Below are 12,532 nucleotides of genomic sequence, written 5' to 3'. Positions count from 1 at the left end.
ATTATGCGTGTCCGCGCTCGCGCCACCAGGCGATAAGCTGCAGGTAGTTGTCCCGGATGCGCGTCACCAGCTGCGCATCGTCAATATCGTGCTTCAGCCACGCGCGGGAGGCATCGCCAAACAGCGTGCGCCCCACGGCGAAGCCTTTTACCAGCGTCTGCCCCGCTGCGGCTTTGAAGTCCGCGCGCAGCTGTTCCGCCGGGGCGTCCAGGCCGAGGATCACCACCCCGCGGCAGTGCGGATCGCGGCGTTCGATAATCTCGCTCAGCGCCGTCCAGCCGTCGGCCGAGAGCGGCGGCAGCTTCCACCAGTCGGGATAAATGCCGAGGTTGTAGAAGCGGGAGATGGCGCGCAGGTAGAGCTCGTCGCTGCGCGGCATGCTGGCGGGCAGGATCACCTCCAGCAGCAGCTCGTGCCCGGACCGGCAGCAGGCGTGGTACACCTCGGCGATTTTCTGCTCCTGCTCCAGGCGCAGGCCGTGGGCATCTTCCGGGTGGAAGAAGACCAGGCACTTCACCACGTGCTCCTGCGGCCAGCTGATAAGCTGGGTGCCGATGTTGCCGTGCTCCATCTCCAGCGGCCTGGAGCCCGGCAGCTCGATGGGGCGGCCAATCCACCACCCTTCTCCGGTGATCGCGTTCAGCGCGTCCTGACCAAAGGTGCCGTCGCACAGCAGGCCGGCTTTGCCCTCCAGCCCGGCGCGGCTCGCCGCCTCGCGGCTGGCCTGCAGGATCAGCTGCTTCAGCGCGGGAATGCGCTTAAGCGACGCGCCGCACTGCATCGCCATATCCTCAAGCTGGCTGCGGTGATCGAAGGCCATCACGCACAGCTCCGGCCATTCGCGGCGGCGGGTGGTCACCCGGTGGAGATGGTTAAGACGCGGGTCAAGATCCGGGCGCGGAACATCTGCAGCGCGTAAAAGATAGTCATCCAGCTCGATTTTGCTCGGCATCGCCGGGGCGCAGCCGTGACGCGAGACCACCAGCGCGCCGCAGGCGTTGGCGTAGCGGCACGCCTGCTCCCAGCCCTCGTCGTTCAGGTAGCCGCGCAGCAGGCCGGACATAAACGCATCCCCCGCCCCAAGAACGTTCAGCACCTCCACGCGCACGCCGGTCACCGTCAGGCCGTCGTCCAGCCGGGACGGAATAGCGTCGGTATAGACCGAGCAGCCGAGCGCGCCGCGTTTGCAGACCAGCGCAGCGTCACTGACGGCGCGCACCTGCTCCAGCGCCTGCAGGGTATCCGTGCTGCCGCCCGCAATGTGAAACTCCTCTTCGGTGCCGACAATGACGTCGAAGAGGTGCAGCACCTCCTGCAGCTCGCGGGTGACCTTATCGGCGGCGATAAAGCGCGTTTCCCCGTCGCCTAAGGCGGTGAGCCCCCACAGCACCGGACGGTAGTCGATGTCCAGCACCGTGCGCACGCCGTGACGGCGGGCATAGCCCAGCGCCGTCAGCACCGCCTCGCGGGTCTGCGGATGAGAAAGGTGAGTCCCGGTGATGGCAAGACAACGTGCGGAGGCAATGTAGCTTTCGTCCACATCGCTGGCGGTAATCGCCATGTCCGCGCAGTTATCGCGATAAAAAATCAGTGGAAAGGTGTCCCGGTCTTTAATGCCGAGCAGCACCAGCGCCGTGAGGCGTTGTTTATCGGTAATCAGATGGCTGGTATCGCAGCCCACCTGGTTGAGCTCTTCCCGCAGGAAGCGGCCCATATGTTCATCGCCGACGCGCGCCAGCATCGACGAACGTAAACCCTGGCGCGCGGTGCCGTACGCCACGTTACCCGACGACCCGCCGAGATATTTGGCGAAGCTCGACGCGTCTTCCAGGCGGGCACCAATCTGCTGACTGTAGAGGTCTACCGCCACGCGGCCCATGCATATCACATCAAACTGCTTTTCCACGTTGATACCTCATCAGACAATGTCGTTCACATTCAGCCAGCGGCCTTCCTGGTGAGAGAGCGCGATCGCGTCCAGCACGCGCGACACCTTCCAGCCCTCTTCGAAGTCCGGCCACATCGGCGCGTCGGCGGCAATCCCGTCCACCAAGTCGCGCACCTCCACCGTTTTTTGATCGTTAAAGCCAATCCCGTGACCCGCGCCCATACAGAACGCGGCGTAGTCCGGGTGCGCCGGGCCGACGAGAAGCGTGCGGAACCCCTGACGGTTCACCGGATCGTCATGCAGATAGAGCTTCAGCTCGGCCATGCGCTCCTGGGTGAAGCTGATGGCGCCTTTCGTCCCGGTGATGACGTACGACAGCCCCATCTTGCGGCCGCAGGCAACGCGGGAGGTTTCAATAACCCCTTGCGCGCCGCCCGCAAAGCGCACCATCGCGTGGGCCTGATCCTCGTTTTCGACGGCAATCATTTCCGACGATCCGGCCTTCGCCGGGCGCGCCGGGACCACGATCTTCAGGTCGCCGCAGACCTGCTCGATCTCCCCGACCAGGTACTGGGCCATATTGACGATATGCGCCGCGAGGTCGCCCAGCGCCCCCAGCCCGGCGGTCTCTTTAAAGCAGTGCCAGTGAATGGGCGAGAGCGGGTCGGCCATATAGTCTTCGTTGTGGGTGCCGTAGAAGTGGATCACCTCGCCAATCTCGCCGCGCGCGATAATCTCCTTCGCCAGCTGCGCGGTCGGGTTCTTCATGTAGTTGAACCCCACCAGCGTTTTCACCCCGGCCCGCTTCGCGGCGTCGACCATCTCGCGCGCGTCGTGGGCGTTAAGCGCCAGCGGCTTCTCCGAGTAGACGTGCTTGCCGTGGCGGATCGCCTCCAGCGCCATCTCCTTATGCAGGTGGTTGGGTGAACAAATATCCACCACGTCAATAGCAGGGTCGGCCACCAGCGCCCGCCAGTCGCCGGTGGAGCGGTTGAAGCCAAACGCCTGCGCGCGCGCTGCCGCCAGCTCCGGCGTGACTTCCGCCACCATCTCGCGCACCAGCCTGCCGCGCAGGTTGAACACCGTCGGGGCCTGGGCGTAGGCGATAGCGTGCGCCTTGCCGATATACCCGGTGCCAATTAATCCAATACGAACCTCTTTCATCGTGATCCTCACAGTGCGCCGCGACGGCTCTTGGCATAGGTATCGAATGCCACCGCCAGAACGATAATTAATCCGGTGATAATCTGCTGGTAGTAGGCCGAGACGTTCATCAGCACCAGGCCGTTAATCAGAATCCCCATGATGATGGAGCCGATAATGGTGCCGCCGATCCGCCCGTAGCCGCCCATCAGCGAGGTGCCGCCGATCACCACCGAGGCGATGACGCGCAGCTCAAAGGAGATCCCGGCCACCGCCTCGGCGCTCCCCAGACGCGCGCTCAGAATGAAGCCCGCCAGCCCGGCCAGACAGCCAATCAGCACGTAGACGCTGACCAGCACGCGCTTGACGTTCACCCCCGCCAGGCGCGCCGCCTCCGGGTTACCGCCGATGGCATAGACGAAGCGGCCCCAGCGGGTTTTATGCAGCGCCAGATAGCCGCCGAGGGCGACGATGGCGAAGATCCAGATCGGAATGGAGATGCCGAGCAGCTCCCCGCGACCCCACCAGCGGTAGCCAGGGTCGAAACCGGCGATCGGCGCGCCGTCGTTGATCACCAGCGTCAGGCCGCGCCAGATGGTCATCCCGCCGAGGGTGACGATGAAAGGCGGCAGGCGCAGGCGGGTGACGCCCAGACCGTGCAGGAAGCCAATCGCCGTGCCCATGGCCAGACAAATCCCCAGACCAATCAGCCAGCTCATGCCGCCCCAGGCGTTCGGATCGACGGTGGTGAAGTTGTCGCCCTTGATCACGTACGCCGCGGTCATGGCGCAGACCGCCAGAATGGAGCCCACGGAGAGGTCAATCCCGGCAGTCAGGATGACGAAGGTCATCCCCACGGCCATGATCCCGTAGATGGAGACTTCGGTCAGGATGTTGAAAATATTGCGTTCAGAGAAAAAGTTGCTGTTCTGCGACTGGAAGAAGATCAGCAGCAGGATCATGAAAATCAACACCCCGAAGCGCTCGAAGAAGGCGATGGGATCGATGCGTCCGGCGCGTTTGACCGGGGCCTGCGTTTTAGAAATCATCTGCGTCATGAGAAACTCCGTTATGCCGCGTTCAGGGCGTTGTGGTTGATGGCCATCATCGTCATCAGCCGTTCTTCGTTAGCGTCGTCACCGTGGATCTCGCCGGTCACCCGGCCTTCGCTGAGGGTGATGATCCGATCTGACACCGCCATCACCTCAGGCAGATCGGAGGAGATCACAATCACCGCCACGCCCTTTTTCGCCATGTCAAACAGCACCTGGTGCACTTCCGATTTGGTCCCCACGTCGATGCCGCGCGTCGGCTCATCAACGATCAGCACCCGCGGGTTGAGCGCCATGCAGCGCGCGAGGATCACCTTTTGCTGGTTGCCGCCGGAGAGCTTGCGCACCTCCTGCGCGCTGTTGACCATTTTGATCTGCAGCGCCTTGCGGTAGGACTCAATCAGATCGTCTTCTTTGCGGGTGTTTACGAACCAGCGCCACTGCAGCAGCGAGGAGAGGCAGGAGAGCGACAGGTTGTCGCGAATCGACAGCCCCAGCACCGCCCCCTCTTTTTTGCGGTCTTCCGGCACCAGCGCCACGCCCTGATCGAGAGCATACAGCGGGTCGCGCGGCTGGTACGGCACGCCGTCCAGCTCAAAGCTGCCCGAGGTAAACGCATCAGCGCCAAACAGGCAGCGGGCCACTTCGGTACGTCCCGCGCCCACCAGCCCGGCAATGCCCAGAACTTCCCCGGCGTGGACGTGGAAGCTGATGTCGTGCAGGGCGATGCCGTGCGGATCCAGCGGCGGCTTTTCGCGGCTCAGCCCCTTTACCGCCAGGCGGACGGGTTTGTCCTCGTGATGGGTTTCGCTGGCGGGGCGGCGGTTAAAGGCCACGTCGCGTCCGACCATCAGGCGGATCAGCTGTTCAACGTTGGTCTCCGCCACCGCGCCGGTGCCGGTGAAACGGCCGTCCTGGAAAACGGTGAAGCGATCGCAGAGCTGGAAAACTTCGTGCAGGCGGTGGGTAACGTAAATAATGCTCACGCCGCGGTTTTTAAGCTCCCGCACCACGCGGTGCAGGCTTTCCACTTCGCTGTCGCTCAGCGCGGCGGAAGGTTCGTCCATAATGATTAACCGGGCGTTGAGGGTCAGCGCCCGGGCGATCTCCACCATCTGCTGCTGGGCGACGCTCAGGCGGGCGACAGGCGTGGTCGGCGCAACGTTCAGCTGGAGGTAATCGAGAATGACCTGCGCCTCCTGGTTGACCGCCCTTTCGTCGACGATCAGGTTACGCCTGCGCGGCTCGCGCCCGAGAAACATGTTTTCCGCGACGGTCATGTTGGGCAGCAGGTTGAACTCCTGATAGATGGTGATAATGCCCTTGTTCTGGCGTTCCACCGGGGAGTCGTCCACCGGCAGCGTTTCGCCGTTGAACCAGATATCCCCGCGCGTTTGCGGCTGCGCGCCCGCGAGCGCCTTCAGCAGCGTGGATTTTCCCGCCCCGTTTTCCCCCAGCAGGGCGTGAATTTCGCCGCTGCCGACGGTCAGCTGGGCGCTGCTTAACGCCCAGACGCCGGAAAAGCTTTTTGCCAGGTCGGTCACTTTCAGTAAGGGTTGCGACATCGGTCTGCTCCTCCTTTAGAGTGAGCCGCCGCGCCAGCGGCGGCTGCGGATAAATCAGTTACCGGCCTCACCGATACGCTCAGCCTGCTGCAGGTTCTCTTTGGTGATCAGCGTCGGCGGGTAGTCGGCCCCGGTAATGGCTTTCTTCTCGCGCACGTTGGCCACCAGCTGGCTCATCGCCGTCTGCACCGCAAAGCCCGGACGCTGATCCGCCGTTACCGCCAGCCAGCCGTCGCGCACGCGGGCCAGCGCTTCCGGCACCGCATCAAACCCGGTCACGAGGATTTCGCCCGGCTTCACGCCCTGGCTCTGCAGCGCTTCAATCGCGCCCAGCGCCATATCGTCGTTGGCGGAGAGGATCACCTGCGGGCGTTTCGGCAGCGAAGGCAGAACGCTTTCAACAATGCGCATCCCTTCAGAACGCATCCAGTTGCCGGTCTGATCGGCGACGATCTTGTATTTATCCCCGCCCGCCTTCAGGCTGTCGCGGATCCCTTTGGTGCGCTCAATATTGGAAGAGGAGCCCGGCTGGCCGGTGAGGAGAATGATGTCCGCGCCGTTAGGGAATTTGGTTTTGACGAAGTCGCCAATCGCCTGGCCGCCCTTGTAATTGTTGGCGCCGAAGTGCGGCACTTTTTTCTGGCTGTCGACGGATCGGTCAAGGGTGACCACCGGCAGCTTCGCATCCTGAATTTCATCCACCGCGCTGGAGACCGCGTTGACGTCGTTCGGGGAGACGATAAAGCCCTGCGCCCCGCGGGTGATGGCGTTTTCCAGGTCAGCTACCTGCTTCGGCGAGCTGCCCTGTCCGTCCAGCACCTGAAGCTTCACGCCCATCTCTTTTGCGGCTTTCACCGCCGTGCGCTGCATGTGAACTTCAAACGGCATGGCCAGGTTTGGCGTACTGAAAACAATTTGCTCGTTTTCGGCGAGGGCGGCCCCGGACGTCATGGCGATGAGGGCGGCTACGATCAGTTTTTTCATTATTATGTCTCTCTGTGTAGGGTTGTTGTGTTTAGAGGACGATCTCGCGCTGGCTGCGCAGTGACTCCAGCGCTTTATCCGCAAGGTACAGCGCACGTTCACCATCATCGCCGCTGCAGTCAGGCACCGCTTCGCCGCGCAGAACCGCGACAAAGTGTTCCCATTCCGCGGCGTAAGCGGATTTGTAGCGCTGCAGGAAGAAATGTTCCGGCAGCGCGCTGGTGCAGCCCTGTTTGCCGTAATGCTGCACCTGGTTTTCCAGAATGTTGCCCGCGCACAGCAGCCCTTCGGAGCCGTGCAGCTCCAGGCGCTGGTCGTAGCCGTAAGATGAACGGCGGCTGTTGACGATGGTCGCCATCGCGCCGGAGGCATATTTCAGAACGATAAACGCGGTATCGATATCCCCCGCCTCGCCAATCGCCGGATCCACCAGGTTGCTGCCCTGGGCATACACCGACACCGGCTCTTCGCCCATGATGAAGCGGGCCATGTCAAAGTCGTGAATGGTCATATCGCGGAACATGCCGCCAGAGACGCGCACGTACTCCGCAGGCGGCGGAGACGGATCGCGGGAGATGATGAGCAGCGATTCCGGTTTGCCGATGCGCCCGGCCTGCGCGTCGGTTTTCACGCGGCGAAACTGCGGGTCAAAGCGGCGGTTAAAGCCAATGAACAGCGGCACGTCGTACTCTTTGACCACCTTCAGGCAGTCGCGCACGCGGGCGAGGTCAAGGTGTACCGGCTTTTCGCAGAAGATGGCCTTGCCGTGGCGGGCGGCCATTTCAATCAGATCCGCGTGGGTGTCGGTGGCGGAGGCGATCAGCACGGCGTGAACGTTAGGGTCGGTCATCGCCTCGTTCAGGCTCTGCTGACGGGCCTGATACTGCGCGGCGAGACGGGTGGCAAATTCCTGATTCGGGTCAACCACGGACCAGAGCGTGGTCGCGCCGTGGCTGGCGATGTTAGCTGCATGTACCTGGCCAATTCGGCCAGCGCCCAGTAAAGCAATGTTAAACATAACGGCTCCCGGTGTTGGTGAATGCTGTGAACTAACGACTCTATAAATAAAACATTTATTTCATTTTTATAAATAGTGAAAATTATGTTTTTGAGTGCGGGTTAACACTTTTGAGATGAATGAGATAAATTTTGTTATCAATCTCACAACATGGAAGAAGGTGCTGCTAGCCCCTCACCCCGGCCCTCTCCCCAAAGGGGCGAGGGGGAAAAGAGCGCACCGACCCTAACCCTCTCCCCATTGGGGAGAGGGTTAGGGTGAGTGGAAAATGAAATGAAAATTTCGTTACTTCGGGAAAACTCAATACTGACGGGCTTTTTTCACCTGCGCCTGCGTTTGCTCGGCGGCTTCACGCACGGCAGACGATTCCGCCACCTGCGCATCACCGGTTCGCCACCAGGAGGCGTAGTCGTGGGTCATGGTCTTCGGCAGCACCTTGATGTCCAGCAGCGTCGGGCCCGGATGGGCGCGTGACGCTTCCAGCGCCGCCAGCAGGCTTTGCTCATCGTTCACCCGCCACGCGCGGCAGCCGTAGCTTTCCGCGTTTTGCGCAAAATCGACCTTCACCAGCGGCCCGTCAAGCCGCCCGGTTTCCGGGTTGCGGTGGCGGTTTTCCGTGCCAAAGCTGCCCATGCCGTGCCCCATCTGCAGGTTGTTAATGCAGCCGAAGCTGGCGTTATCAAACAGCAGAACGGTGACCTTAATGCCCTCCTGAACGGCGGTTTGGAGCTCGGAGTGCAGCATCATGTAGGAGCCATCCCCCACCATGGCGTATACCGGCTGCCCGGGTCGGGCAAGCTTCGCGCCGAGGGCTGCCGCAATCTCATAGCCCATGCAGGAGTAGCCGTACTCCAGGTGATAGCTGTCCGGCGTTTTGACCTGCCAGAGGCGCTGTAAATCCCCCGGCAGCGAACCGGCCGCGCCCACCACGATGGCGTTATCTTCAATATGCTGGTTGATCAGCCCCAGCACCCGCGTCTGGGTCAGGCGGGTGTTGAGCGTCTCGCCGTACTCCGCCAGCTGCGCGTCCAGGTGTCCCGCCACTTCGGGCGCGTCGTCAGGACGCCACTGGCGATCCCACAGGCGACGGCACTCGTCGCGCCAGGCGGATTTCGCCTCAGCGATTGCCTCTCCCCAGCCGCTGCGGTAATCAACGAGCGCGTGGGTCAATGCCTCGAGCCCGGTTTGAGCGTCGGCAATCAGCGCCGTGGCGTCCAGCTTCAGGGCGTCAAACTCGGCCACGTTCAGCAGCAGAAATTCGACATCCGGATGGGAAAAGAGCGCCTTGGAGCCGGTGGTAAAGTCGGTCAGGCGCGTGCCGATGCCAATCACCAGATCAGCTTGTGGCGCGAGCTGGTTGGCCGCCATTCCGCCCGTCACCCCTACGCCACCGAGGTTAAGTGGGTGGTCACTTACCAGCGCCCCCTTCCCGGCCTGGGTTTCGGCAAACGGCAGCTGCAGCGTCTCGACAAAGTCGCGAAACGCCTCATGCGCGCCGGAATAACGCACCCCGCCGCCGCACACCACCAGAGGGCGACGCTTGCGGGCGATCAGCGCCCGCGCCTGCGCCAGACGCTGCGGATCGGGCGGACGACGCTCGATGTGGTGCACGCGACGCGCAAAGAAGCTTAGCGGGTAATCCCACGCTTCCCCCTGCACGTCCTGCGGCAGGCAGATGGTCACCGCGCCGGTATTGGCGGGGTCAGTAAGCGTTCGCATCGCGCTTAGCATGGCGCTCATCAGCTGCTCAGGGCGGTTAATCCGGTCCCAGTAGCGGGAGACCGGACGGAAGCAGTCGTTGGTACTGATGCTGAGATCGTGATACTGCTCGATCTGCTGCAGTACCGGGTCCGGCTGGCGGCTGGCGTAGATATCGCCCGGGAGCAGCAGCAGCGGGATGCGGTTCGCCGTGGCGGTTGCCGCCGCCGTGACCATATTGGCGGCACCCGGCCCGACGGAGGAGGTGACGGCAAAGATGCGCTTACGGCGGTGCTGTTTGGCGAATCCCGTCGCCATATGGGCAATGCCCTGCTCGTTGCAGCCCTGCATGATGTGCAGATGACCGGGGTCCTGCTCCAGCGCCTGGCCGATACCCAGCACGTTGCCGTGACCAAAGATGGTGGCGACGCCCTCTACGAAGGGCGTTTCGTTGCCGTCCACGCTGACGTACTGTTGATTAAGGAACCGGACCAGCGCCTGGGCCATGGTCATACGTTCGGTTTGCATAAAACCTCCTGTCAGCCCAGCGTTGGCATAGAGAACGCAGCGCCTGTCTCCTGCTGCATTTCCGGCCAGCGCGCGGTGATGGTTTTCATTCGGGTGTAGAAGCGCACGCCGTCGCTGCCGTGAACGTTGAGCGCGCCAAAGATGGAACGCTTCCAGCCGCCGAAGCTGTGGAATGCCATCGGCACCGGGATCGGCACGTTGACGCCCACCATGCCCGCCTGCACCTCTTCGCAGAAGCGGCGCGCGCAGCCGCCGTCGCGGGTGAAGATCGCTGAACCATTACCATATTCATGGCGGTTAATCAGATCCACCGCGCTGGCGTAATCTGCTACGCGCACCACAGAAAGCACCGGGCCAAAAATCTCTTCTTTATAGATGGTCATCTCCGGGGTGACGTTATCGAACAGCGTCGGCCCGACGAAGTAGCCCTGCTCGTGGCCCTTCACGCTGAAGCCGCGACCGTCCACGCGCAGTTTAGCCCCCTGCGCTTCCCCGCTGTCGATGTAGCCCAGCACCTTGCTGCGGTGCGCGGAGGAGATGAGCGGCCCCATTTCGTTTTCCGGCGTCTGGTCGAGCCCCGGCCCGACGCGCAGCGCGGCAATCTGTTTTTCCAGCCGGGCGCAGAGGTCATCGGCGGTTTTATCTCCCACTGCCAGCACCACCGAGAGCGCCATGCAGCGTTCGCCCGCCGCGCCGTAGGCCGCGCCCATGATGGCGTTGGTCGCCATCTCCATGTCGGCATCCGGCATCAGGATGCAGTGGTTTTTCGCGCCGCCCAGCGCCTGGCAGCGCTTACCGTGGGCGGAGGCGGTCTGGTAAATGTATTCCGCAATCGGCGTGGAGCCGACAAAGCTCACCGCCTGCACGCGCGGGTCGGTCAGGAGCACGTCAACGGACTCTTTATCGCCCTGCACCACGTTGAAGACGCCGTCCGGCAGGCCGGCCTCTTTCAGCAGCTGCGCCAGCGCGAGCGCCAGAGAAGGATCTTTTTCCGACGGCTTCAGCACGAAGGTGTTGCCGGTCGCCAGCGCAATCGGGAACATCCACATCGGCACCATCGCCGGGAAGTTAAACGGCGTGATCCCGGCGCAGACCCCGAGCGGCTGCATCAGCGAGTGGCTGTCGACGCCCGTGCCGACGTTCGCCGAGTGTTCGCCCTTTTGCAGATGCGGGATGCCGCAGGCAAATTCCACCACCTCCAGGCCGCGGGTCAGTTCGCCCACCGCGTCGGAGAAGACCTTGCCGTGCTCTTCGCTGATGAGGCGGGCCAGGCGCTCCATGTTCTCTTCCAGCAGCGCCTTGAAGCGGAACATCACGCGCGCGCGCTTAAGCGGAGCATGGCGCGCCCACGCCGGAAACGCCTGCTGCGCGGCGGCAATCGCCTGCTCCGTTTCCTGCGCCGTACTCATCACCACCTGGCGGATCTGCTCGCCGGTGGCCGGGTTGAAGATCGCCTGAACGCGCTGGCCTGAACCGGTGACACATTCGCCGTGAATAAAATTCGCTACCGTCTCCATCCTTAACCTCTCGCTGTTGATACGTGACTGTTACCTGAACACTGTGTACTGAACACTATATATGAAACAAATATTCCATTTTAAGTTGAAATAAAATAAATAATGATTATTGTGATCAAGGATGGATTTTTATGTTAACAGCCAACAACACTGGTGCAGCGTGCGCTATTAAGGATTTCGGGCGAGGAAATGACTGAAGTTTCTGTTTCATTTTTGCTGCCAGATGGATGGCCGACATTTAAAAGACGCGGTTTTGCGTTTAGAATCATAAGACTGTATTTGGGGGATAAGATGACGACAGCAACCAGCCTGAACGAACTGCAGCAGCAAATCCGCGATCGCTACGATAGCCTGAGCAAGAGGCTGCAGCAGGTCTCCCGCTACGTGCTGGATAACACCAACAGCGTGGCCTTTGATACGGTTGCCGTCATTGCCGAGCGCGCCGACGTGCCGCCCTCGACGCTGATCCGCTTTGCCAACGCCTTTGACTTCACCGGCTTCAACGAAATGAAACAGCTGTTTCGTATGAACCTGGTGGAGGAGACCGCCAGCTACAGCGACCGCGCCCGGCTGTTCCGCGAGATGGAGAGCGAGGCCGTGCCGGAAACGCCGCTCGATATCCTGCAGGAGTTCGCCCGCTCGAACGCGCAGGCGCTGCAGCAGCTGGCCGCCCGCGCCGAACCGGAAATGCTGGAGCGCGCGGTGCAGCTATTGGTCGACGCCGACACCATCTACATCGCCGGACTGCGCCGCTCCTTTAGCGTCGCGGCCTACCTCACCTACGCCCTGAGCCACCTCGAGTGCCGCCCTATCCTGCTCGACGGCATGGGCGGCATGCTGCGCGAGCAGATCAGCCGCATTAAGGCGCGCGACATCGTGGTGTCGATCAGCTTCTCGCCGTACGCGGAAGAGACGGTGATGGTCAGCGAAACCGCCGCCAGCGTCGGCGCGCGGCAGATCGTGATTACGGACAGCCAGATTAGCCCGCTGGCGACGTTCAGCGATCTCTGCTTTGTGGTGAAGGAGGCGCAGGTGGACGCGTTTCGCTCGCAGTCGGCGACGCTGTGCCTGGTGCAGTCGCTGGTGGTGGCGCTGGCGTATCGGTTGGGGGAGGGTAAGTAAGGCAATAAAAAACCCCC

General features: G+C 62.3%; 9 protein-coding genes. 1 reads left to right on the top strand and 8 read right to left on the bottom strand.

Annotated features, from left to right (window positions below):
- Position 1: 1 nt before the first annotated feature.
- From ACOTZC_RS11475 to ACOTZC_RS11440, 8 genes are all read right to left on the bottom strand, one after another.
- Complete coding sequence (locus ACOTZC_RS11475; RefSeq protein ID WP_126303526.1) at positions 2-1,906, bottom strand: bifunctional 5-dehydro-2-deoxygluconokinase/5-dehydro-2-deoxyphosphogluconate aldolase; 1,905 nt, start codon at positions 1,904-1,906, stop codon at positions 2-4.
- Between the two features lie 12 nt (positions 1,907-1,918).
- Positions 1,919-3,052 carry a Gfo/Idh/MocA family protein gene (locus ACOTZC_RS11470; RefSeq protein WP_063927751.1) on the bottom strand — a complete coding sequence of 378 codons (1,134 nt, stop codon included), beginning with the start codon at positions 3,050-3,052 and terminating at the stop codon, positions 1,919-1,921.
- Between the two features lie 8 nt (positions 3,053-3,060).
- Positions 3,061-4,089 carry an ABC transporter permease gene (locus tag ACOTZC_RS11465; protein ID WP_023308786.1) on the bottom strand — a complete coding sequence of 343 codons (1,029 nt, stop codon included), beginning with the start codon at positions 4,087-4,089 and terminating at the stop codon, positions 3,061-3,063.
- An 11-nt stretch (positions 4,090-4,100) separates the two neighbouring features.
- The gene (locus ACOTZC_RS11460; RefSeq protein ID WP_023308787.1) at positions 4,101-5,648 is read right to left on the bottom strand and encodes a sugar ABC transporter ATP-binding protein; all 1,548 of its coding nucleotides are present in this window, start codon (positions 5,646-5,648) and stop codon (positions 4,101-4,103) included.
- Between the two features lie 54 nt (positions 5,649-5,702).
- Positions 5,703-6,632, bottom strand: coding sequence for a sugar ABC transporter substrate-binding protein (locus ACOTZC_RS11455; RefSeq protein WP_023308788.1), 930 nt, complete (start codon positions 6,630-6,632; stop codon positions 5,703-5,705).
- A gap of 31 nt (positions 6,633-6,663) precedes the next feature.
- The gene (gene iolG, locus ACOTZC_RS11450) at positions 6,664-7,650 is read right to left on the bottom strand and encodes an inositol 2-dehydrogenase (protein WP_038417345.1); all 987 of its coding nucleotides are present in this window, start codon (positions 7,648-7,650) and stop codon (positions 6,664-6,666) included.
- Positions 7,651-7,950: 300 nt separating this feature from the next.
- Positions 7,951-9,876 carry a 3D-(3,5/4)-trihydroxycyclohexane-1,2-dione acylhydrolase (decyclizing) gene (gene iolD, locus ACOTZC_RS11445; protein ID WP_248169535.1) on the bottom strand — a complete coding sequence of 642 codons (1,926 nt, stop codon included), beginning with the start codon at positions 9,874-9,876 and terminating at the stop codon, positions 7,951-7,953.
- An 11-nt stretch (positions 9,877-9,887) separates the two neighbouring features.
- Positions 9,888-11,393, bottom strand: coding sequence for a CoA-acylating methylmalonate-semialdehyde dehydrogenase (locus ACOTZC_RS11440; protein ID WP_047173891.1), 1,506 nt, complete (start codon positions 11,391-11,393; stop codon positions 9,888-9,890).
- A 291-nt stretch (positions 11,394-11,684) separates the two neighbouring features.
- On the opposite strand from ACOTZC_RS11440, the gene ACOTZC_RS11435 reads away from it, so the two are divergent.
- Positions 11,685-12,515 (top strand): MurR/RpiR family transcriptional regulator, encoded by an 831-nt coding sequence (locus tag ACOTZC_RS11435; protein ID WP_063408287.1) that lies wholly within the window; start codon positions 11,685-11,687, stop codon positions 12,513-12,515.
- The last annotated feature ends 17 nt before the right edge of the window (positions 12,516-12,532 follow it).

The organism is Enterobacter cloacae complex sp. SHL009 (assembly GCF_049237205.1).
Classification (GTDB): Bacteria; Pseudomonadota; Gammaproteobacteria; order Enterobacterales; family Enterobacteriaceae; genus Enterobacter; species Enterobacter cloacae_M.
Note: the sequence above shows the minus strand (reverse complement) of the source record. Positions and strands in the feature narration are given on the sequence as shown.